Genomic DNA, 22,492 nt, shown 5'->3' with positions numbered 1-22,492 from the left:
GTATTGAGACGTAGAGTGGGTAATATCCTATTCTACGTTTTGTATTTTTGACAATAAAATTTGCTAAATTAAAAAAATCTCAATAATAAATTGATGTTTGATAGCATTTTAATTGCAAAATAATACTATATGTAGTTTAATATAAATAAGGACAAAAAGTGAAAAAAATATGTACAAATTGTGGAGGTAATTATGAACCTATATGAAAAAATAGGAGAAGAAAAAATTGATGAGTTAGTTATACATATGTATGATGATATTATCCCTAATGATGATAGAATAAATATTTTGTTTAATGATGGGTTTGAGAAAATAAAAGTGGAACAAAAGAAATTCTTTAGGTTGTTTTTAGGGGAGCCAGGGCATTCTGTATTCGCTACTCCAGATTTAAGAAAAAAACATATGAAATTACCAATTTCAATAAAAGAAGCAAAATATTGGTTGGAGGATTTTGAATTAGCTTTAGATAGATTAGACATAGATCCTGCAATAAAGAAATTTGTGAGTCAAAAAATTAATTCATTAACAATGCAGATGATTAATACAATTTAATAAATTAAAGAACCTTCTTTATCGATAATTTAATTCAATAAAGAAGGTTTTTCGTTATGCGACAACTTCGTCTTCATCTGATTTAGAGAATATTTCTCTAAGTGTTTCAGGAGAAGAGGTAGAAACAAATTTTATTGATGATTTTATATTGAACAGGAATGCTTCATCTTTGTGAATTCTATTAGCAGTTAATGCACCTTGGATACTAGTGAATAACCATTCGCTAACAGGGTTACAAACATCTTCTGGTAGATTTCTATCGAATAAACCATCAGCAAGTAGTAAACGCCAATTTTCAAGAATATCACTGCATTTTTCAGCGATTATTGGAGAAAGTTCTGCAGTCTCCATCGCCAATAATGTAAGTGAAAAACCACTACGTTTACAAGCTTTCCCTTTTGATATAAAAAGATCAAAAACAGCTGTTAAATACTCCTCTAAAGTCCCTAATTTTGGAGAAATTGTTTTAAATTCTTTTTTTACATTACTGTTGATTTTATCTAATGCTTCTAGATAAATTTCATCTTTTCCTTTTGGAAAATAGTAGTATACGCTTCCCTTAGGGGCTTTAGCTTTTTTAATTATATCCTGAACACTTGTCAGAGAATAGCCCTTAGTTCAAACGTTTTGGACAGTTGTTAAAATAATGTTTTCTTTAACTTTATTGTTTAACGTCATGTCATTCACTCCCTTGTTTTATTATTATAATTCCATTATACAATTTTATGTTATTAAAATCAACAATATATAATAAAAATTTTCTACTTAACCTGAATATACAGATACTGAATTATAGGCAGTGTTAACGTGTAACATTCAAAATAGTCTATAATTCTAAAATTATGGAAATATAAGAATATAATGTAATAATAATTATTATTTAAAAAAATAAATTTTAATAGATAATTTTGATATATTATTAGCTTTTTTCTTTGCAATATTTGTATTTAACCGACTTTTATAGTAAAATATAGAATGATATTCAATAAGGAGACGGGTATGTTAAAGAAGAAAATGTTTCAACTTTGTGTTGAATTAACTAATGGAAATATGAGCTCTAAAGCTCTGAAAAAATTAACAAAATCTAATCTAAGTCGATTAATGATACAACCATTTGCTAAGGTATATGATATTAATACTGATGAAATTTTAGATGAAATTGATGATTTTAAAAATTTAAATGAATTTTTTATTAGAAAGTTACGCCCAGATGCTCGACCAATCAATCTAGATGAGAATTCACTTGTAAGTCCAACTGATGGAGTGATTTCTGAAGTAGGTGTTATTTCTGAAGAAAGAACATTTGTTGTGAAAAATCAAGTTTACAACGTTCAAACATTGGTAGGAGATAGTGAGTTAGCGGATAAATATAAAGATGGTACATACATGATAATATATCTTAGTCCTAAGAATTATCACCGTATTCACTTTCCTATGAATTGCCAAGTAAAGGATGCTTATAGTCTTGGTAAATATTCATATCCAGTTAATAATCTTGGGTTAGAATTAGGAGATAATATACTAAGTTATAACTACAGACAAGTGTATAAATTAAGTGGAAAAATCAATTATACACTAATACCTGTAGGGGCTCAAAATGTTAACTCAATTATTCCTACATATGAGAGTATCTATGTGAAAAAAGGAGAAGAGTTGGGTTATTTCGAGTTTGGTTCAACAGTTGTATTACTGTTTGAAAAAGATAACATAATCTTAGAAGAAAACTTAGAGAATAAAGAAATCAAGATGGGAGAGAAAATAGCAACTATTTTATAGGCTATTGTGTAGAAAAAATGGTACTAAAAAGATATTTTTCACCAGATGATTTTGTAGAAAAGTATGAGTTTATTGATGTTGAGTATATGAATATGCACAACAAAAAAGTAATTATTTCAGATTTAGATAATACTTTAATATCATGGGATAGTAAGAAAGATACTAAAGAATTGAATAAATGGCTAAAGAAGATGAAGAAAGCTGGTTTTGATATTATTGTTGTATCTAATAATACAGAAGAGCGTGTTGAAGAATTTTGTAAAAAATTAAATCTTCAATATGTTGCGGGTGCAAAGAAGCCTTTAACTATCGGTTTTAAAAGAGCACTAAAAAAATTAAATAGAAAGCCAGAAGAAGCAATTATTTTAGGAGATCAAGTTTTAACTGATGTTTTAGGAGCGAAAAGTTTTGGAGCCATGAGTGTATTAGTTAAACCAATTTCAAAGACAGATGCTTTTAAAACTAGAATTAATAGATTTTTTGAAGCATTAATAATACATAATCTAACTAGAAGAAAAGCATTTCCTAAAATGAAAAAAGTAGGATATAGATTAAAACACAAGAAAGAAAATAGTGGAGGCCATATTGAGTAATAAAGTTTATTGTATAGGTTGTGGTGTTGAAATTCAAAGTGAGGATCAAAATAAACAAGGCTACTTACCAAAAAGTGTTGTAGAAAAAAGTATTGATGGTAATCTTGTTTGTAAAAGATGTTTCAGATTGAAAAATTATAATGAGGTATCTGATGTTCAACTAGGTGCTGAAGATTTTTATCAACTTATCAAAACATTATCGAAAAAAGATGCATTAATAGTAAAAGTTGTAGATATCTTTGATTTTTCTGGAAGTTGGATTGAAGATGTAGTAGATATCGTAGGAAATAATAAAGATATTGTCTTAGTAGCTAATAAACTAGATTTACTACCGAAATCAGTTAAACAAAATAAGGTGAAACAATGGTTGTTTAAGATGCTTAAGGCGAAAGGAATTAAAGTAAAAGATATTCTATTAATTAGTGCAATAAAAAATCAAGGTGTAGAAGAAGCTGCTAGTCGTATAGATGAGCTTCGTAATGGTAAGGATGTATATATTGTAGGTGCGACAAATGTTGGTAAGTCTACATTTATTAACAAACTTATTGAACTTACAACTGGGGATAAAAATGTTATTACAACATCTCACTTCCCTGGAACAACACTTGGAATGATCGAGATACCTTTAGACAGAGCTACTAGTATTTATGATACGCCGGGTATCATATTAGATTACGATATTGCTCATTATCTAGATGCACAAAGTTTAAAATTAGTAATGCCTAAAAAGGAGATTAAAGCTCGCGTATTTCAATTGAATGCTGAGCAAAGTTTATTCTTTGGTGGTATGGCTAGAATGGACTTTGTAGAAGGTGAGCGTCAAAGTTTCACTTTATATGCGTCTAATTTAGTAGAAATTCATCGTACAAAACTTAGTAATGCAGATGCATTATTTGAAAAACATTTAGGAACGTTATTGAAACCACCATTTGAAGATAATATTTCAATATTCAATAATCAAGTTAAGAAAAGTTTCACTATTGATAGTAGAAAAATGGATATTGTAATTTCTGGATTAGGTTGGATAACGGTTAATAGCGATAGTGGATGTAAGATTGATATTCATGTTCCAGAAGAAATTGAAGTGTTTGTACGTGAATCAATAATATAGTATAAGAAAAGAGGATAAGATGTTAAAAGGAAAACAAAAAAGACAATTAAGAGCATTAGCACATCATTTATCACCGATTTTCCAAGTTGGAAAATCAGGTGTGAATAGTGATATGATTCAAGGAATCAGAGATGCGTTAGAAAAACGTGAATTACTAAAAGTTAGTATTTTACAAAACTGTGAAGAAGATAAAGATGAGGTAGCGAAAATTTTATCTGAACGTACTTCATCTGAATTAGTTCAAGTTATTGGACACACAATTGTATTATACAAACAAAGCTCTAAGGAAAAGTATAGAAAAATAGAGTTGGTGAAGTAAGATGTCAATTGCACTTTATGGAGGTAGTTTTGATCCAATACATATTGGACATTTAATTACAGCTGAAAATGCACTAGAAACTTATAATTTAGAAAAAATTATCTTTATACCATCATATATTACACCCTTAAAAGGCCGAAAATTGGAGGCTAGTGATAAGAATAGATTTGAGATGACTAAGCTGAGTGTAAGAGATAATTTAAAATTTGAAGTTAGTGATTATGAAATCTCAAATGAAGGGATAAGTTATAGTTATAATACCGTTAAGTATTTTAGTGAACTATATAAAAATGAAAAAATCTATTTTATTATTGGAACAGATAGAGCGAAAGATTTAAAAAGATGGTATAATATAGAAGAACTATCTAAACTTGTAACATTTATTTTTGTAGCACGAGACGAAGAGGATTTGTATGAGGTAGTAAATGGAGATGTATTTTATAAATCTATAAGTTATGAGATAATGAGGACTCCAATAATAGAGATAAGTTCTAGTTTAATTAGAGATAATTTAAAAAATAAGAAAAGTATTAAATATATGATCACTGATGAATGTAGGTCATATATAGAGGAGTTGAGTTTATATGGAATATCAAGAAATTCAAAATAGAGTAAAAGAAATATTACCAGAAAAAAGATACGAACACACTTTAAGAGTTGTGGAAGTGGCGAAACATTTAGCAGAAATTTATGGGGCAAGTTTGGAAAGAGCAGCATTAGCAGCTTTAGTTCATGATGTTTGTAAACCTATGGATGAAGTATTAATGAAAAAATATGTAATTTTACATAATTTAGATGTTAATTTATTAGATTATCCTGTAGAGGTTCTTCATGGACCAGTAGCAAGTGCATATATCGAAGAAGAATTTGGTGTTGCTGATGAAGAGGTTAAGCTTGCTGTTGCAAACCATACTTTCGGTAGAAAGCACATGACGCTACTAGAAAAAATAATCTTTATCGCTGACTATATTGATCCACAAAGAAAACACCCGCATTTAGCTGAAGTGACAGAAGTATCTCAATATGATCTTGATGAAGCGGTTAGACTTGCGGCAAAATATACATTAGTTTACTTAATTGACAATGATGAAAGAATTTATCCTTCATTATTAGAATGTTATAACTACTATAATATTAAAAATTATCGTGTTGGATTTAAAGAAAAAAATAAAGACAAAATCTTAACAGATGAAAAAACAATCACTATCAGAAATAAGAGTGAAGCTCATTTCAAGAAAGGTGATTTATTAGAAGCTACAACTTATGAAGATCCAGATACAGTGTTTGCTACATTAGAAGTTGATTTAGTTAAACCTGTAACTAGAGAAACATTAACAGAGCGTTACGCTAAATATTACGGAGTTACTTTGGATGAGTTAATCGAAAAACTTGCGAAAAGATATCCAGAAGATGACGTACTATACGTAGTAATGTTCCATATTATAAAGAAATAAATAAAGAAAGAGGATGAAAATGGAAGTAGAAAACTTATTAAAAATTGTTGTAGATGCATGTGACGATAAGCACGGATATGATATCGTTGCTTATGATTTAACACAAGCAGGAGTATTATATGATTATTCTGTAATCTGTCATGCACCTTCAAATAGACAAGTAGAAGCAATTGCACAAGAAGTTAGAGAACAAGTATTAGAAAATGGTGGAGAAATTCACAGCACAGAAGGTTTAAGAGAAGCTAAATGGGTTCTTATGGACTTAGGTGATGTTGTAGTTAACATTATGACACGTGATGATAGAGAATACTATGAATTAGATTCATTATTTGAAAAATACCCTATAAAAGGTGTTTAATATGTATGAAAATTTAAGTATTGTTTATGATAAACTAATGGATGTCAACTACGATGCTTATAGAAATATTATTAATCAAGAATTAGAAGATAGAAGAAATCTTCTAGTTCTTGATTTAGGTTGCGGTAGTGGAACGATGCTACCAACACTGAAAAAATATGGAGAAGTGTTTGCAGTAGATAATAGTGAACAAATGTTAGCGATAGCGAGTGAAAAAGTTCCAGGTTGTAATTATTTTGCGATGGATCTATTAGAAATCTTATCGTTAAATATAGAATTTGATTTTGTTTTAAGTGCATTCGATGTATTTAATTATTTATCAGATTTTGAGGAATTTAAGCAAGGATTAAAAGAGGTTTATTCATCTTTAAAAGAAGGCGGAAAATTTATTTTTGATATTCATACTCCTAAAAAAGTTGTAGATATGCTAGAAAAACAAGTTTTTGGGTATGAAGATGAAGAAATTAGTTATCTATGGTTCACATATGAAACAGAAAATTCGTTAGAGGTGGAAAGTGAACTGTCATTTTTTATAAAAGAGAATAATGGATTATATAGAAAACTTGAACAGTTCCATTTACAAAGAACTTATGAAATAAATGATGTCCTTGGAGAAATTCAAAATATTGGATTTAAAGTGAAAGATTATTTCTGTGATTTTGATAAGAATAATAAAAATTACTCTGAATCAGATCGAATAATCTTTATTTTGGAAAAATAAAATGGCAGTAGATTTCAAAAAAACTCTTAAGCATTTATATGCACCTAAAACTAAACCAAGTATTGTAAATGTAGATAAGGCTAATTATATAGCTGTTAGGGGATGTGGTGATCCTAATGATGAAAATAGTGAATATAAAAAATCAATAAGTTTATTATATCCTGTAGCTTACGCGATAAAGATGAGTAAAAAGGGAGAGTATAAAATTCCTGATTACTTTGACTTTGTGGTACCGCCATTAGAAGGTTTTTGGTGGCAAGATGGAATAGAAGGTGTTGATTATGCTAATAAACAAAATTTCAAATTTATTTCATTAATAAGAATCCCAGATTTCGTTACAAAAGAAGTATTTGATTGGGCGATTAAGCAGGTGACAGAAAAGAAAAAAGAAGATTTTTCATCGGTTGAATATTTCACTTATGATGAAGGACAATGTGTGCAATGCATGCATATAGGCCCATATGATTCAGAGCCAGAAACTGTTGCTAAGATGCATGAATATATGATTTCTGAAGGTTATGAGTTAGATATAAATGAGACTAGATATCATCATGAAATTTATATTTCAGATGTGAGAAAAACAGTACCGGAGAAACTTAAAACAGTAATAAGACATCCAATTAAGAAAAAATCTTAAACTTGATTTTAGCATTGCTAAAATCAAGTTTTTTATGAATTGACATTATATGTTTAACATAGTATTATAGTTACAGATGTAACTGAGAAAAAAAGGATGAATGGAAATGGATATTAATATTTCAGAAGCTGAATGGGAAGTAATGCGAGTAGTCTGGAGCAATAAAGAAACTACAAGTAAATTTGTAATAGATACTCTAGGTGAAGAAAAGTCTTGGACTCCTTCAACTATTAAAACTTTACTTTCAAGGTTAGTAGAAAAAGGTTTTTTAGAAACAAGAAAACAAGGTAACAAATTTTTATATTCAGCAAAATGTGTAGAAGATGAGTGTTTAGAGATATTAACACAGAATTTTTTAGAAAGAATTTGTGAAAGAAGAACACATATAATTGTTAAGAATATAATTGAGAAAGATAATTTGAGTAAAAGTAATATTGATGAAATTATTGAATTATTACAAGAAAAGAGAAAAACTGCAGCTGAAGTTATTACCTGTAAATGTCTAAAAGGACAATGTAGTTGTGCTGCAAAACATGGTTAAAAGAGGGATGTAAAATGGAAACTGGTAAACAAAAAATACTAATCACAGGAGCTTCAAGTGGTTTAGGTCGAGAATTAGCTCATCAATTCGCACAAAAAGGAAACGTGGAGTTGATATTAGTTGCCCGTAGAAAAGAAGCATTAGAAAAAGTTGCTAAAAAGTGTAGCGCCTTTGACAATGTAAAAACTAGAGTTTATAGCGTTGATATTGGTTCGCAGGATCAAGTAGAACAGTTACTTTCTTCTATTACAGATATCGATATTCTTATTAATGGTGCAGGATATGGTATTATGAAAGACTTTAGCGAATTTAGTGATGCTGAGGTAGTTAATATGTTTGATACAAATGTAATTGGAACTATTCAATTGACTACAGAAATAGCTAAGAGAATGAGAGAAAGAAAATCTGGAACAATAGTTACTATTGCTTCATTAGCAGGTAAAATTGCAACGCCAAAAAGTTCTGTATATTCAGCAACTAAATTTGCATTAATTGGATACTTCAATTCTTTACGTTTAGAACTTAAAAAAGATAATGTTCACGTTATGACAGTAAACCCAGGGCCTGTAGCTACAAATTTCTTTAATATAGCTGATGAAGATAAGAGTTATCAAAAAGCTATGGGTGGTAAAACATTAACACCTAAACTTGTTGTAACAAAGATAATAAAAGGAATTGAAACAAAAAAACGCGAGGTAAATTTACCGTTTAAATTAGTTGTTGGTGTTAAAATTAGTCAATTATTCCCAAGGTTAAGTGATCGAATTTTAGCAAATATGTTTAAATAACAAAGAATAAATAAAAATCAAGGTTAGAAGAATCTAATCTTGATTTTTAATTTTATTCTAAAGTTTTTATTTTAAAAAAATCCGTTTTTTAATCGTTATCATTATTTCATACAGATTTTAGTATTGAAAAACTCGTACATTTATGATATTATGTAAATTATAAATTACAAATATGAAAGCGAGAAAAAAAGTTATTATGAAGAAAAAAAATTACACATTAGCGTCAGCTACAATAGTAGGATTAGCAATTGCAACTTCAGGGGGAGTAGCATTCGCAGATGAGACGCAAGGAAATACTTCGTCGTCAGCAACAACTACGCAGACACAGCCAACAGCACCAGCTTCTGCTTCTGCAACAGCATCAGAGAAAGATTTAGTATTAGTTCATACTAATGATGTTCACGGGCGTATCGTAGAAGAAAAAGGTCGTGACAAAACTACATCAGTTGTTGGGGATGCAAAATTAGCTACAGTAATTGAAAATGAGCGTGCTAAAAAAGATCAAACAACAGTAGTTTTAGATGCAGGGGATGCTTTCCAAGGTTTACCTATCTCTAACTCAACTAAAGGAGAAGCTCGTGCGGAAATTTTAAACAAAATGAATTACGATGCTATGGCTGTAGGGAACCATGAATTTGACTTTGGGTTAGATGAAGCTAAGAAGTATAAACAAATCTTAAAATTTCCACTGTTAAGCTCGAATACATACGTAAATGGAGCACGTTTATTCGAAGCTTCAACAATTGTTGATAAAGACAAAACAGTTAAAGGTGATGAAGTTGTTGTTATTGGGGTAACAACACCAGAAACTGCCACAAAAACACACCCTAAAAATGTACAAGGTGTAACGTTCAAAGATCCTATTCCAGAAGTTTTAAATGTTGTTAAAGAAATTCAAGCAAAAGCAAAAGCTACTGGTGATGATTATAAAACGTATGTTGTTTTAGCTCACCTTGGAGTAGATACAACAACTCCAAACGAATGGAGAGGTTCTACTCTTGCTGATGAACTATCAAAAAGTCCTTTACTTAAAGGAAAACGTGTAGTAGTAATCGATGGACACTCTCATACTGTTGAATCGAAAACATATGGAGACAATGTTACTTATAACCAAACAGGAAGTTACTTAAACAACATTGGTAAAGTTACATTAAAACCAAATAGTTTATTAGGAACTCCAAGTTTAATTAAAGCTTCAGAAACTACTAATGTGACTCCAAATGCTGAAGTTAAAGCGTTAGTTGATAAAATTAAAGCTAAATACGATGCAGAAAATGCTGTTGTGGTAGTGAAAAATAGTCCAGTTGAATTAAGTGGTACTCGTGAAAATGTTCGTGTTCGTGAAACTAACCTAGGGAACGTAGTAGCTGATTCACTTTATGAGTATGGTCAAACAGGATTTAAAAATAAAGCGGATATCGCAGTAACAAATGGTGGTGGTTTACGTGAAACTATTGCTAAAGACAAACCTATTACAAAAGGTAGCGTAATTGCAGTTCTTCCATTCGGTAATACAATTTCTCAAATTAGTGTTACAGGTAAAGACGTATTAGCTATGTTCGAAAAATCTTTAGGATCTATTTTACAAGTTGACAAAGCTGGTAAAACTGTTTTAGATGAAAATGGACAACCGTTATTAGAACCAAGTGGAGGTTTCTTACATGTATCAGGAGCTAAAGTATACTATGATACAAACTTACCTTCAGGTAAACGTGTATTACGCGTAGAAGTTAAAAATCATGATACAGGTGCCTATGATAAATTAGATTTAGCTAAAACTTACTACTTAACTACAAATGATTTCTTAGCAGCAGGTGGAGATGGATATACTATGCTAGGTGGAGCACGTGAAGAAGGTCCATCTATGGATGAAGCGTTCAAAAATTATTTAGAAAAAGCAGATTTAACTAAGTATGCTGTAGTAAATCCAAATTCACGTACAATTTCTGTAGATTCAAAAACTTACAAATTTGAAGAGGAAAAAGCAGAACAACCTAAAGAAGATAATTCATATACTGGAAATGTAGGTTCAGGAGCTAATCAAGGAGAACAATCAACTAAAGAAGAAGGAGTAACTTCAGGGAAAGTAGAACAAAACGGTAATAATGAACAACGTAAAGTTGAAAATGTTGAAAACAAAGATGAAGAAGCTAAATCAGAATCTAAAGCAACTAATGTTAAATTACCAACTAGTGCAGCTAACAACCAAGTTGTAGAAAATAGTAAAGAAAATAAACTACCTAACACTGGTATGAACACAACTAGCACAACTGCATTAGGATTAAGCTTAATTGCCCTAGTTGGAGCTGCCGTTAGACGTAAACTTTCTGAATAATTAAGTAATTAAATTATAAAAAAATTAAAGAGTATGGATATTTTCTGTACTCTTTAATTTTTAAAGTTTTATTATAATGTTCTTTAGTAATTGCTAAAATTGAATGATAAAAAAATATTGACAAGGGTTTCTTAACTTGATATACTTAAAACACAATAAAAAATTACACTTTGAAAAGAAGAGTAGTAGTTGATGTTTGCTTAGAGAGTCTCGGTAGGTGAAAGGAGATCAAAGATGATACTATGAAGATGGTCTTTTCGTGTTAGTAGTTGAATAGTTAAACTACTACGGAATAGCCCGATATAGCTAAGGGTATAAAAATAAAATCTAGATTTTGTTTTGGTACTTTATAAGTTAGTATTTGTGAGAATACTATAAATCAAGGTGGTAACACGTCAATAGATACGTCCTTGTAGAAGTGAATAACTTCTACAAGGACTTTTTTCTTTGTGTAAGAAAAGTGAGGTATATTTATGAAAAAAAATAATAAAAAAATAACAAAAGTTGTAAGTTCAAGTTTAGCTTTGACATTATTATTAGCAGGTTGTGCTACTAATCAAAGTAAGAAAACAGGGGATATTACAAAACCATCGGTTGAATTTAAAACTTTAGTTCAAAATGATGGAAATTCAGTTTCAGATAGTCATTTAAAAGTAGGAATATTATCGGCAGATCCCCTTACAGGAATGTTTAATCCGATATTCTTTTTACAAGCAACGGATTATTATATTATGAGAGACACGATGTTGTATACTTTTGCATTAGATAAAGATTACAGATTAAAACAAGATGATGATAATGCTCCTGCAAAATTTCATTTAGATAAAGAGAAAAAAGAAGCAACAATTACGTTGAGGAAAGATCTAAAGTGGAATAATGGAGAAGATGTTACAGCTGATGATATCATTGCTACATATAATCTAATGGGGAATCCTAAATATGTGGAAAATATCAGATATTCTTCTGATTATGAAGTGATTGAAGGAATGAAAGAATATCATGAAGGGAAAGCCTCGTCAATAAAAGGTATAGTTAAAAAAGATGATAAAACTGTAGTAATTAAATATACAGATGTGAGACCATCGTTACTTTGGGGAAATGGATTTTTAACTGTATTTCTAAATAAAGGTCAAGTAGAAGAAGCTTCTAAAGATTTCACAAAATTCTCTGGAGCAAATCTTAATACAAAACCATTATCATATGGACCTTACTACTTAGATAAACAAATCAATGGAGAAAGTGTTCTAGCTAAACAGAATCCTCATTTCTTTAATAAAGATAAAGTCAAAGTAAAAGAAATTGAATTTAAAGCTGTATCACCTTCTCAAGCTGCATCTGTTATTAAAAATGGAGACGTAGACTATATCCGCTCTCTTAGTCCAAATATTTGGGAAGGTATAAAAGATTCTAAAAATGGAGATGTCTTAGGTCAAACGGATCTTTATGTATCTTACGTAGGATTTAAATTAGGAAAATTTGATAAAAAAGAAGGAAAAGTCGTAACTGATACAAGTGGAAAATTAGGTGATGTTAAACTAAGACAAGCTTTTGGGTATGCTGTTGATTGGGATCAAATTAATGATAAATTGTTTAAAGGGTTAAGATATACTCCAACTGGTTCAGGTTTCTTCCCACCTAGAATCGAATTAGCAGTTAATCCTAACGGTAAAAAATTCAAAAAAGATGTAGAAAAAGCTAAAAAATTACTAGATGAAGCGGGATATAAAGATACTGATGGAGATGGATTACGTGAAAACAAAAATGGCGAGAAATTAGTATTCAATTATGCTGCAAGAAATACTGGTAGTGAAATAGATCAAGCGTTAGCAGATAACTTTATAAAATCTTGGAAAGAAGTAGGACTTGATGTTAAGTTAGTAGATGGTAAATTATTGTCACCTAAAGATTGGTCAACAAGGGTGCAAGGTGATGATCCCTCTATAGATATCTTCCAAGGAGCTTGGGGATTCTTTAATAATCCAAACCCTAACTATATAGCTGGAGGAACATCAAAATTAAACTTACCAAGATATATTGATGATACTCTAGCAAAAGACTTAGATACAATTGATTCGAAAGATTCATTTGATGACAACAAAATAAAAGAAGCCTTTAATAAATTTGATAATGATTTTGCTGAAGCTACTCCATGGTTACCGCTAAGCTGGAGTACAGATATAGTTTGGGTTAATAAAAGAGTTAAAAATATAGATCTTAAAAAATATAATACTTTTGATCAACAATTCTATGAACTTGAATTAACTTCAGATAAAGGAATAAAAAACTAAAAATAAATATATAAATAGATTGGGAACAAATAAATTAATATTTATTCAAAAACAATAAACATTAAAAGATTTATTTGTTCCTAAATATTATACAAATTTTAAAAATGTTAATTGTAAATTATTAATATTGAAAAATAATGAAATAATAATATTTTTATTAGTTTTTTCATAGTGATAATAGATATTATTATATGGAAAAATTTTCTTAAATATGATAGAATAAAGTATTGAGAAATCAACGAGTAAATTTCTAATGAAAGAGATTAAAGGAGATTATATGATTAATAAATTAGGATGGAAAATTGGTGGAGAACAAGGTGAAGGTATTGAAAGTACAGCCGAAATTTTCTCTACAGTAGTAAATACACTTGGATACCACATGTATTCTACAAGAGACTTTGCGAGTAGAATTAAAGGTGGTCACAGTAACAGTAAAATTTGTATTTCAGAAGAAAAAATAAATGTAATTGACTATAAGACAGATATTCTTATAGCTTTCGACCAAGCTACACTGGATAACTATATTCCAGAATTAGATGAAAATAGTATTATTATTGCGGATGCTAAAATTAAACCTGAAATATCAGAAGAAATTAAAGGTTTAGTTGCGGTATTTCCAATTACAGAATTAGCTAAAGAAATTGCTAATCCGATTATCAAAAACATAATTACGTTAGGAATTTGTTCAGCATTATTAGATATTGATTCAAAATTATTCTATGATATGATTGATTCAAAATTTGCTAGTAAAGGTGAAGAAATCGTAAATATTAATATTCAAGCCTTTGATAAAGGTCGTGAAATCATGACTGAGTTCATGGATGAAAATGGTATTAAAGATAAATATTATCTTAAAAAATTAAATCCAACTCACAAAAATATGTGGTTAATCGGTAACCATGCTGCTGGTCTTGGAGCTTTAGCAGCAGGTTGTAGAATGTATGCAGGATATCCTATTACACCAGCAACAGAAATTATGGAATATTTATTTGAAAAGCTTCCATTAGTAAATGGAGCATATATTCAAACTGAAGATGAAATTGCAGCCTTAGGTGTTGCTATTGGAGCTAACTTCGCAGGAGTACGTGCTATGACAGCTACATCTGGACCAGGTATTTCACTTATGACTGAGTTCTTAGGTATGGCTGCTATGGCAGAACAACCAGTTGTTATTGTAGATGTTCAAAGAGGGGGGCCTTCTTCAGGGCTTCCAACAAAAACAGAACAATCTGATATTTTCCACGCTGTCTACGGTGGAACTGGAGATGCTTCTCGTATCGTACTAGCTCCAACATCTGTAGAAGATTGTTTCTACACTATGATAGATGCATTCAACATGGCGGAAAAATATCAAACACCAGTTATTGTTTTAATGGATTTACAATTAGGAATGAATAAAGAAACAGTGCCTAACTTTGACTTTAGTAAAGTTCAAATCGATCGTGGTAACTTATTAAAACAAGAAGAAATTACAGAAGAAGATATTATCTACTTCAAACGTTATGCAACGGATGTATTAGTTTCAAATAGAACTATCCCTGGTCAAAAAGGTGGGATTCATAATGCGAACAGTTATGAACACTCAGTAGTTGGACTGCCTTCAGAGGTGAAACGTAATACAAAACGTCAAAAAGAAAAACGTGCTAACAAGATTGAATCAGCATTAGTAGAAAGACCATTTGTATTAAATGAATACAATGATGAAAAAGATATTCTATTAGTGGGTGTTAACTCAACTTATGGAGTATTAAATAAAGCTGCTAAACAACTAAAAGAACAAGGATTGAAAATTGATACAATGCATATTCGTCAAATTTATCCAGTTGCTCAAGCTGTTCGTGATACATTTGATAAATATAGAAAAATATATATTGTTGAACATAACCACAATAAACAATTGCGTACAGTAATTGCTAGTAAATATCATAATTCAGATAAAATTAGTAGTTTACTAAAATATGATGGAGATATTTACTATACTCATCAACTTGTTGAACAATTACTAGAGGAGGAGAAATAGTTTGAAAGTAACATTAAAAGATTATAAAAATGATGTTAAGCCCGATTGGTGTGCCGGTTGTGGAGACTTCTCGGTACTTGCGGGTATAAATAGAGCTGTAGTTAACCTAGGGATTAAACCAGAGAATGTTGTAATTTCTGCGGGGATTGGATGTTCTGGTAAAATTAGTGGATACACAAAAGCGTATGGTGTACAAGGACTACACGGACGTTCATTACCAATTGCACAAGGTATTAAATTAGCGAACCAAGATTTAACAGTTTTTGCAATGGGTGGAGATGGTGACGGATATGCTATCGGTATTGGTCATGCAGTTCATGCTATGAAACGTAATGTTAATATGACTTACGTAGTAATGGATAACCAACTTTATGCCTTAACTAAAGGTCAAATGTCTCCTAAGTCTGATGAAGGTTTAGTAACGACTACAACTTTAGAAGGAGTAATGGAAAAACCTTTATCAGCGATGAAAATTGCCTTATCTTGTGAAGTAACGTTTTTAGCACAAGCATTTACTGGTGATATGAAAGAGATGATGCAGATTTTCGAAGAAGCTGTTAACCATGATGGTTTCTCACTAGTTAACGTATTTAGTCCATGTAAAACTTATAACTATAAAAATACACCAGCTTGGTATAAGGAAAACTTAACTAAACTTTCTGATATCGAAGGTTATGACAATACTAATAAATTAGAAGCGTATAGAGTATTAGAAGAGTACAATGACCTTGTAACAGGGGTAATTTATAAAAATGATAAAAAACCTCATTATGAAGATACTTTACGTAATTATAAACGAGATGAACCAATTGCTCATCAGAATTTAGAATTTAGTGAGGAATTATTTAACTCGTTATGTGATGAATTCAGATAAGAGGTAAAATATGAAATTTAGAAAAATACTACTTCCATTAGCAGCAGCTTATGCTGGATATCGTATATATCAAAAAACAGAGGAACAAGAGTTAGACAACGATCATATAGATAGATGTAGAAATAAACTAATCGCATTAGGTTATGATGTGATTGATAGTTATACATTGAATCTAAAAGAAAATCCATACTTAATGTTTTATTTTGATAACGACAATATCAAGTACGAAGTTCGATATGATAAAGAAACGGAAATAATAGAGTACATAAAAGAGGTATAAGAAAATGAGTAAATCAATAGAAAGATTCAGAGAATTAACAATGTTAGACGGAACATCAGGATTTGAAAGTGAAATTTCAAAATATTTAGAAGAAAATTTATCTAAATATGCTGATGAGATTAAGTATGATAATCTTGGTGGAATCTATGCTATTAAGAAATCAAAAAAAGAAGATGCTAAAACTGTTATGATTTCAGCGCATATGGATGAAGTTGGGTTCATCGTGACTAAGGTATTACCAAATGGTATGCTTAAGTTTGAAACGCTTGGTGGTTTTAGAGAAGATGTTCTTTTAGCTCAAACATATACAGTAACTTCATATGAAGGGAAAAAATTCACTGGTGTAATTGGATCTATTCCTAAACACTTTACTGCAGGTGTAGCACAAAATGTAAAAATTAGTGATATGACTATTGATGTTGGTGCTTCGTCAAGAGAAGAAGCATTAGCGATGGGAATTCGTGAAGGTGCTTTTGTTACTCCAAAAACAACTTTTGAACAACTTACTGAACACAGATTTATGAGTAAGGCTGTCGATAATCGTTATGGATGTGTAATTATTACAGAAATTTTAGAGCAATTTGCAGAAAAAGAGTTAGATTTTAATTTAGTAGTTTGTGCTACTGTTCAAGAAGAAGTAGGTCTTCGTGGTGCAACTATTGCTGCTAATATGATTAAACCAGATGTATGTTTTGTTGTAGACTGTAGTCCAGCAAATGATATGGATGGAAAAGAGACTAGTAATGGTCGTTTAGGACAAGGTTTCTTAGTGAGATTAGTAGATAGAACTATGGTTCTTCGTGCAAATATGAGAGAAAAAATTGTAACTCTTGCAGAAGAAAATGGAATTAAATATCAATACTTCACTTCACCAGGTGGAACAGATGCGGGTAACATTCATCAAGCTTTAAATGGAGTTCCAACTACTGTAATTGGTATTTGTGCTCGTTATATTCATACTCATAACGCAGTATTTGATATTCGTGATTATTATGCTGCTAAAGCAATTTTAGGGAAACTAATTGAAACTATCGATGATAAGTTCATTGAAGATGTAAGAAAATAAAAAAATGTGGATAGAAATTTTTTCTATCCACATTTTTTATCTTTTTCTTTTACTTCGACGAAATTGTTGAGGTTCTTCTTCATAATATCTATTGTTGTTATTTTCGTATACAGGTTCTAAAGGATCATAATCTTCTTCATATTGAACCTCATCATAATCTTTTTCGTAGTTATCATAGTATTCATCTTCCATATATTCTTCTTGTATTGTCGCATGAATTTTTACTATTATTCCAAATAGAATACTATTTGCAATAAGTGAACTTCCACCGTAACTAATAAATGGCATACTAATACCGATAACTGGGATAATGCTCAGTGTTGAGAATATATTGATGAAAAATGAAAAGCAAAAACTACAAATACTAAGAAGAATAAAGTAATAGCTATAGTTACCTTGTTCACATTTTTTCACTATATTAAATAATCTTAAAATAAAGATGAAGAAGATGAATAAGAATATTGCAGCACCTATAAAACCAAAGTTTTTAGCAACTATAGAGAAAATAAAATCATTAAATTGTTCGTCTATATAGTTTTTATTTTTAACGAATGTACCAGTTAAACCACCTAATTTCACCTCATTAAGAACTTGAGTAATCTGGTAAGAATAGTCTAGCTTATATGCTTCAGGATTTAGCCATGAAAGAATACGGTTAAGCTGGTAAGATTTTAAACCAACCAAGCTAAGCAACCTCGGGAAGTATAAAGCCGCTAGAATAATAATTGCTAGTCCAGCAATAACTACCGAATAAATCCTAAATAGGGTTTTACCTTTGTTACAAACTAAGAAGACTAACCCTAGGAATAAAAAGATGAAAAACAATCCATTTCCTAAGTCATTTTCTTTAGCAACTAGGATAAATGGTATAGAAATTATTAACGCTAACTTTAAGAGTTTAATTGTATCAGTATTATCTTTAAAACTCTTTTCTTTAATAAGCATACTAACCATTGCTACAGTAGCTATTTTACCAAATTCTGAAGGCTGTAACGTAAATAATTTAAAATTATACCAACTACGAGCACCGTTAACTATTGGAGCAAGAGTAGGTGGAACTAAGAATATTCCAACTAAAAGAACCAAAGCAAGTAAATAAAATGCTATTGAAAATTTTTCGATATAAGTTATTGGTATTTTTTGTAATAGATATATTATTCCAAAACCAATTAAGTAAAAAACAAATTGTTTTAGAAATAGTGTTGGTGTTTTATTGTTGTTATATTCAGCTAATAGTATAAATAGTAAACTAGAAAAGCTAAATATAAAATAAAATATCAATATTGATAAATTTGTTTTATTTTTTATGAAATTTAACATAAGTCAACTCCTTTGATGTAATTATACAATATTGAAGGGATATACGCAACTTAAGAGGAATCTACAATATGAATTCAGTATAATAAGAGTAGACGAAGAGAAAATTATAGATTCTAGCTTTTTATTAGCAAATTCATCTAACGATTCATTATATTCTCAGTTGGCTACTTATGATAGTAAAGGGAATAGAATAGTATTTATAGATACAAATAATCTTGAAATAGGAAAAAATATAATGTTGGAACATTAGGAGATTCAATTGGTTCTGATATCAAACTTGAAGATATATATATAATGCTGATGGTGAATTTGAAGTTTCTAATGAAGACATTAGAAGAGATAAACCAGAGAATATTGATTCTAATGAGAATAAAACTAAATAAAACAAATCGGCAACTAATGAGAATAATGTTTTAAGTAAACTTTTAGCAAATACTGGACTTTTAACTGGGGGAATGGGAGTATTATCAGTTATCATCCTCTTATAGTAATATTGATATTAAGAAAGGAAAAATAATTGTATACTAAATTTATAAGAATAAATAATAAAAGAGTTACGTTAGTAAGTTGTGATTTACTAGCTAACTCTTTTTTATGTGTTTTGCCACATGTCACACTACTAAAAAATAACGTTTTATGCTAAAATTATATATGTTATAAATAAATGAAAGAAATAAAGAGAAAGGAACTTTTGAGATGAAATATACTCCAATGATAGAACAATATCTGAAGATAAAAAAAGATTATCAGGACATGTTTTTATTTTACCGTCTTGGTGATTTCTATGAGATGTTCTTTGAAGATGCGACTAGAGCGTCAAAAATATTAGAAATAACTCTAACTGCTCGTGATGGGGGAGCTGAAAAAATACCTATGTGTGGAGTTCCATTTCATTCATCAGCTACTTATATTGATACTTTAGTTAATAACGGCTATAAAGTAGCTATATGTGAACAAGTTTCAGAACCAGGTCAAGGAAAAATAGTAGAACGTAAGGTAGTGCAGGTGATTACACCAGGGACTTATATGAACTACAAAAACTACGATGAAAATAACTATTTAGGTAGTGCATATGTAAAGGATAATAATATCTATTTTGCATTTTGTGACATTATGACAGGGGATAGCCGTTGTACCGTACTAAAAACTATGGCTGACCTGCAAGATGAGGTACTGAAAAATAATATTAAAGAAGTAATTAGCATAAAAGATCAAGAGTTGGATATTAGTGCTTATATTACTGAAGTTGAATTAAATAATAATATTACTAAGGAAAAAACAAGTAATCTTACTGATAGTAATCTTCGTGTTGCTTGTGATGTTCTTTTAGATTATATTGAAAAAACTCAAAATAAGGATATTTCAAGCCTTAAAGATTTTGAAGTATATTTCAAAGATAAGTTTGTTTATATGACGAACTACTCATTAAAAAACTTAGAAGTTACTCAGAACATGGCTAATGGTGGTAAGAAAGGGTCTCTTCTCAGTATTGTAGATAAAACTTCAACAGCAGCGGGTTCTAGAAAACTGAAAAAATGGTTAGAAAATCCATTATTAGATCTTAAAGAAATTAAAAAACGTCAGGAAATTGTAGAAGATTTTACTAAACATTATTTTGAAAAAGCTGATGTGAAAACTAGTTTGAAAGAAGTATATGATCTTGAGAGAATTTCTACAAAAGTTTCTTATAATATAGTAAGTCCTAAGGAATTATTAAATCTAAAGAAAACATTAGCTCAAATACCAGAAATTAAGAAATTGTTATTAGGATTTGAATCTAATAAATTAAAAGATATCGCAGAGAATATCGATGAATTAACAGATTTATACGATTATCTTGAAGCGACAATCCATGAAGAAGCTGGTCAGACTGTTAAAGAAGGTAATGTAATTAAATTAGGCTTCAATGAAGAATTAGATAGCTATAAAAATGCTAGTAAGAATGGAAATAGAATTTTATTAGAAATCGAAGAACGTGAAAAAGAGAGAACTGGGGTTAAAAATCTAAAAGTTGGATACAATAAGATTTTCGGTTACTTTATCGAAGTATCTAAAGTAGGGCTTAAAACTATAGATCCAACTGAACTAGGTTATCATAGGAAACAAACACTTTCTAATTGTGAGAGATTTGTATCTGAAGAACTGAAAAAAGTTGAAGAACATATCGTAAATTCTAAAACGAAAATAGAAGAGTTAGAATTACAATTATTCCAAGAAGTTAAGACGAAGATTCATAACTATATCATAAGATTACAAAGAGTTGCGAATACTTTAAGTGATATTGATGTTTTTGTTTCATTATCTGATGTGGCAGAAGAATATGGTTATGTGAAGCCTGAGTTCAACGACAATAATATTATTGATATTGTTGATGGTCGTCATCCAATTGTTGAGAGAAATGTGAGTGCTGATAGTTATATTAGTAATGATTGTAAAGTAGATAAAGATAATAATATCTTGCTTATTACAGGGCCGAATATGTCTGGTAAATCTACTTATATGAGACAACTTGCTCTTATAGTGATTCTTGCACAAATTGGATCTTTTGTTCCAGCGACTTCTGCGAACTTACCGATTTTCGATAAAATATTTACGAGAATAGGTGCGAGTGATGATCTAGCTGGTGGTAAATCGACGTTTATGGTTGAGATGATTGAGGCGAAGAATGCTTTAGTCGAATCTACTGCAAATTCATTATTAATTTTTGATGAAATTGGTCGTGGGACATCGACATATGACGGTATTGCCTTAGCTCAATCAATACTAGAATACATTAATAATACTATTAAGTGTAAAACATTATTCTCAACTCACTATCATGAGCTTACAAAATTAGAAAATATTACCCAGGGAATAAAGAATATTCACGTTTCTGCAAAAGAAGATCATGGAAAATTAATTTTCTTATATAAAATTAATGAAGGACCTATAGAGAAGAGTTATGGTATCCATGTAGCTCAACTTGCTCATTTACCGGAAGATGTTATCGTAGGTGCTAATAAAATTTTAAGAGAATTAGAAAGTGGTAATAAAGGTAGTGAGGACCTTGTTGATAATGCTCGATATAATAAAGTTTTATTAAATGATGCTTCATCACAAGAATCTGAAGAAAAACTAAGAGCGAAAATTCGTTCTGAACTAGAAGAAGAATATAGTAGCAGAGTAGTTAAAGAAGATGTTATAAAAGTAGATGAGGAAGCTTTAAGAACGGAGCTCCATCAAGAACTAGAAAAAGAACTTAAAGAAGAATTAGAGAAAACTATTAGAAAACAATTAAAAGAAGAAGAAAAATCGAAGAAAAATTATGCGAAATTACAATTGGATTTCGATGGTGATAATGAGAAATTTGATGAAATCAAAAAGCAATTAGAAAGTGTAAACTTCTTAGAAACGACTCCAATGCAGGCGTTCAATCTTCTTTATGAATTACAAAGAAAAATAAGTGAGGATGTGAAATAA

General features: G+C 30.0%; 23 protein-coding genes. 20 read left to right on the top strand and 3 right to left on the bottom strand.

Going from position 1 to position 22,492, the window contains the following annotated elements:
* The first annotated feature begins 192 nt into the window (after positions 1-192).
* On the top strand, positions 193-552 hold the full coding sequence (locus ACWOA3_RS03795) for a truncated hemoglobin (protein WP_003147127.1): 360 nt from the start codon (positions 193-195) through the stop codon (positions 550-552).
* 54 nt (positions 553-606) lie between these two features.
* Here the strand turns inward: ACWOA3_RS03795 and ACWOA3_RS03790 are convergent, their stop codons facing one another.
* Complete coding sequence (locus ACWOA3_RS03790; RefSeq protein WP_442566555.1) at positions 607-1,155, bottom strand: LmrA/YxaF family transcription factor; 549 nt, start codon at positions 1,153-1,155, stop codon at positions 607-609.
* Between the two features lie 396 nt (positions 1,156-1,551).
* Here ACWOA3_RS03790 and ACWOA3_RS03785 point away from each other — a divergent pair, with 396 nt between their 5' ends.
* From ACWOA3_RS03785 to ACWOA3_RS03705, 17 genes are all read left to right on the top strand, one after another.
* Positions 1,552-2,328 carry a phosphatidylserine decarboxylase gene (locus tag ACWOA3_RS03785; protein WP_003147125.1) on the top strand — a complete coding sequence of 259 codons (777 nt, stop codon included), beginning with the start codon at positions 1,552-1,554 and terminating at the stop codon, positions 2,326-2,328.
* A gap of 17 nt (positions 2,329-2,345) precedes the next feature.
* Entirely contained in the window at positions 2,346-2,921 is a 576-nt protein-coding gene (locus ACWOA3_RS03780; protein WP_003147124.1) for a YqeG family HAD IIIA-type phosphatase, read from the top strand.
* Positions 2,914-4,032: a ribosome biogenesis GTPase YqeH gene (gene yqeH, locus ACWOA3_RS03775; RefSeq protein ID WP_003147123.1), complete on the top strand. Its 1,119-nt coding sequence runs from the start codon at positions 2,914-2,916 to the stop codon at positions 4,030-4,032. The genes ACWOA3_RS03780 and yqeH overlap by 8 nt, the downstream gene beginning before the upstream one ends.
* A gap of 19 nt (positions 4,033-4,051) precedes the next feature.
* Positions 4,052-4,351 (top strand): ribosome assembly RNA-binding protein YhbY, encoded by a 300-nt coding sequence (yhbY, locus tag ACWOA3_RS03770; RefSeq protein WP_003147122.1) that lies wholly within the window; start codon positions 4,052-4,054, stop codon positions 4,349-4,351.
* A gap of 1 nt (position 4,352) precedes the next feature.
* On the top strand, positions 4,353-4,961 hold the full coding sequence (gene nadD, locus ACWOA3_RS03765) for a nicotinate (nicotinamide) nucleotide adenylyltransferase (protein WP_003147121.1): 609 nt from the start codon (positions 4,353-4,355) through the stop codon (positions 4,959-4,961).
* Entirely contained in the window at positions 4,936-5,805 is an 870-nt protein-coding gene (gene yqeK, locus ACWOA3_RS03760) for a bis(5'-nucleosyl)-tetraphosphatase (symmetrical) YqeK (protein ID WP_003147120.1), read from the top strand. The genes nadD and yqeK overlap by 26 nt, the downstream gene beginning before the upstream one ends.
* A gap of 19 nt (positions 5,806-5,824) precedes the next feature.
* On the top strand, positions 5,825-6,163 hold the full coding sequence (gene rsfS, locus ACWOA3_RS03755; protein WP_003147119.1) for a ribosome silencing factor: 339 nt from the start codon (positions 5,825-5,827) through the stop codon (positions 6,161-6,163).
* Between the two features lies 1 nt (position 6,164).
* Positions 6,165-6,884 (top strand): class I SAM-dependent DNA methyltransferase, encoded by a 720-nt coding sequence (locus ACWOA3_RS03750; RefSeq protein WP_172497893.1) that lies wholly within the window; start codon positions 6,165-6,167, stop codon positions 6,882-6,884.
* A 1-nt stretch (position 6,885) separates the two neighbouring features.
* Complete coding sequence (locus ACWOA3_RS03745; RefSeq protein ID WP_003147116.1) at positions 6,886-7,521, top strand: GyrI-like domain-containing protein; 636 nt, start codon at positions 6,886-6,888, stop codon at positions 7,519-7,521.
* A gap of 106 nt (positions 7,522-7,627) precedes the next feature.
* Entirely contained in the window at positions 7,628-8,062 is a 435-nt protein-coding gene (locus ACWOA3_RS03740) for a CopY/TcrY family copper transport repressor (RefSeq protein ID WP_003147115.1), read from the top strand.
* Between the two features lie 14 nt (positions 8,063-8,076).
* Positions 8,077-8,850 carry an SDR family NAD(P)-dependent oxidoreductase gene (locus ACWOA3_RS03735; RefSeq protein ID WP_003147114.1) on the top strand — a complete coding sequence of 258 codons (774 nt, stop codon included), beginning with the start codon at positions 8,077-8,079 and terminating at the stop codon, positions 8,848-8,850.
* 196 nt (positions 8,851-9,046) lie between these two features.
* Complete coding sequence (gene nt5e / locus ACWOA3_RS03730) at positions 9,047-11,185, top strand: cell surface ecto-5'-nucleotidase Nt5e (RefSeq protein WP_456884182.1); 2,139 nt, start codon at positions 9,047-9,049, stop codon at positions 11,183-11,185.
* Between the two features lie 473 nt (positions 11,186-11,658).
* Positions 11,659-13,473: an ABC transporter substrate-binding protein gene (locus ACWOA3_RS03725; RefSeq protein WP_442566537.1), complete on the top strand. Its 1,815-nt coding sequence runs from the start codon at positions 11,659-11,661 to the stop codon at positions 13,471-13,473.
* 277 nt (positions 13,474-13,750) lie between these two features.
* Positions 13,751-15,493 (top strand): 2-oxoacid:acceptor oxidoreductase subunit alpha, encoded by a 1,743-nt coding sequence (locus tag ACWOA3_RS03720; RefSeq protein ID WP_456884179.1) that lies wholly within the window; start codon positions 13,751-13,753, stop codon positions 15,491-15,493.
* 1 nt (position 15,494) lies between these two features.
* Positions 15,495-16,367, top strand: a complete 873-nt coding sequence (locus ACWOA3_RS03715) for a 2-oxoacid:ferredoxin oxidoreductase subunit beta (RefSeq protein ID WP_003147040.1) — start codon at positions 15,495-15,497, stop codon at positions 16,365-16,367.
* A 10-nt stretch (positions 16,368-16,377) separates the two neighbouring features.
* A complete protein-coding gene (locus ACWOA3_RS03710; RefSeq protein WP_442566535.1) occupies positions 16,378-16,647 on the top strand; it encodes a hypothetical protein in 270 nt (89 codons plus the stop codon).
* 4 nt (positions 16,648-16,651) lie between these two features.
* Positions 16,652-17,713, top strand: coding sequence for a M42 family metallopeptidase (locus ACWOA3_RS03705; RefSeq protein ID WP_003147037.1), 1,062 nt, complete (start codon positions 16,652-16,654; stop codon positions 17,711-17,713).
* Positions 17,714-17,749: 36 nt separating this feature from the next.
* Here the strand turns inward: ACWOA3_RS03705 and ACWOA3_RS03700 are convergent, their stop codons facing one another.
* A complete protein-coding gene (locus tag ACWOA3_RS03700; RefSeq protein ID WP_456884177.1) occupies positions 17,750-19,033 on the bottom strand; it encodes an FtsW/RodA/SpoVE family cell cycle protein in 1,284 nt (427 codons plus the stop codon).
* A gap of 31 nt (positions 19,034-19,064) precedes the next feature.
* On the opposite strand from ACWOA3_RS03700, the gene ACWOA3_RS03695 reads away from it, so the two are divergent.
* A complete protein-coding gene (locus ACWOA3_RS03695) occupies positions 19,065-19,283 on the top strand; it encodes a hypothetical protein (RefSeq protein ID WP_442566532.1) in 219 nt (72 codons plus the stop codon).
* 21 nt (positions 19,284-19,304) lie between these two features.
* Here ACWOA3_RS03695 and ACWOA3_RS03690 read toward each other — a convergent pair whose 3' ends face one another.
* Positions 19,305-19,511, bottom strand: coding sequence for a hypothetical protein (locus ACWOA3_RS03690; protein WP_442566531.1), 207 nt, complete (start codon positions 19,509-19,511; stop codon positions 19,305-19,307).
* 218 nt (positions 19,512-19,729) lie between these two features.
* On the opposite strand from ACWOA3_RS03690, the gene mutS reads away from it, so the two are divergent.
* A complete protein-coding gene (gene mutS, locus ACWOA3_RS03685; RefSeq protein ID WP_456884175.1) occupies positions 19,730-22,492 on the top strand; it encodes a DNA mismatch repair protein MutS in 2,763 nt (920 codons plus the stop codon).

Source organism: Gemella taiwanensis (genome assembly GCF_054054385.1).
This window is presented reverse-complemented; position numbering and strand designations above follow the sequence as displayed.

Excerpts from the sequence above, each read along its gene's own strand:
- ACWOA3_RS03795 (WP_003147127.1), top strand. The coding sequence starts at position 193 with ATGAACCTATATGAAAAAATAGGAGAAGAAAAAATTGATGAGTTAGTT.
- ACWOA3_RS03785 (WP_003147125.1), top strand. The coding sequence starts at position 1,552 with ATGTTAAAGAAGAAAATGTTTCAACTTTGTGTTGAATTAACTAATGGA.
- ACWOA3_RS03780 (WP_003147124.1), top strand. The coding sequence starts at position 2,346 with ATGGTACTAAAAAGATATTTTTCACCAGATGATTTTGTAGAAAAGTAT.
- yhbY (WP_003147122.1), top strand. The coding sequence starts at position 4,052 with ATGTTAAAAGGAAAACAAAAAAGACAATTAAGAGCATTAGCACATCAT.
- nadD (WP_003147121.1), top strand. The coding sequence starts at position 4,353 with ATGTCAATTGCACTTTATGGAGGTAGTTTTGATCCAATACATATTGGA.
- yqeK (WP_003147120.1), top strand. The coding sequence starts at position 4,936 with ATGGAATATCAAGAAATTCAAAATAGAGTAAAAGAAATATTACCAGAA.
- rsfS (WP_003147119.1), top strand. The coding sequence starts at position 5,825 with ATGGAAGTAGAAAACTTATTAAAAATTGTTGTAGATGCATGTGACGAT.
- ACWOA3_RS03750 (WP_172497893.1), top strand. The coding sequence starts at position 6,165 with ATGTATGAAAATTTAAGTATTGTTTATGATAAACTAATGGATGTCAAC.
- ACWOA3_RS03745 (WP_003147116.1), top strand. The coding sequence starts at position 6,886 with ATGGCAGTAGATTTCAAAAAAACTCTTAAGCATTTATATGCACCTAAA.
- ACWOA3_RS03740 (WP_003147115.1), top strand. The coding sequence starts at position 7,628 with ATGGATATTAATATTTCAGAAGCTGAATGGGAAGTAATGCGAGTAGTC.
- ACWOA3_RS03735 (WP_003147114.1), top strand. The coding sequence starts at position 8,077 with ATGGAAACTGGTAAACAAAAAATACTAATCACAGGAGCTTCAAGTGGT.
- nt5e (WP_456884182.1), top strand. The coding sequence starts at position 9,047 with ATGAAGAAAAAAAATTACACATTAGCGTCAGCTACAATAGTAGGATTA.
- ACWOA3_RS03725 (WP_442566537.1), top strand. The coding sequence starts at position 11,659 with ATGAAAAAAAATAATAAAAAAATAACAAAAGTTGTAAGTTCAAGTTTA.
- ACWOA3_RS03720 (WP_456884179.1), top strand. The coding sequence starts at position 13,751 with ATGATTAATAAATTAGGATGGAAAATTGGTGGAGAACAAGGTGAAGGT.
- ACWOA3_RS03710 (WP_442566535.1), top strand. The coding sequence starts at position 16,378 with ATGAAATTTAGAAAAATACTACTTCCATTAGCAGCAGCTTATGCTGGA.
- ACWOA3_RS03705 (WP_003147037.1), top strand. The coding sequence starts at position 16,652 with ATGAGTAAATCAATAGAAAGATTCAGAGAATTAACAATGTTAGACGGA.
- ACWOA3_RS03700 (WP_456884177.1), bottom strand. The coding sequence starts at position 19,033 with ATGTTAAATTTCATAAAAAATAAAACAAATTTATCAATATTGATATTT.
- ACWOA3_RS03690 (WP_442566531.1), bottom strand. The coding sequence starts at position 19,511 with ATGATAACTGATAATACTCCCATTCCCCCAGTTAAAAGTCCAGTATTT.
- mutS (WP_456884175.1), top strand. The coding sequence starts at position 19,730 with ATGAAATATACTCCAATGATAGAACAATATCTGAAGATAAAAAAAGAT.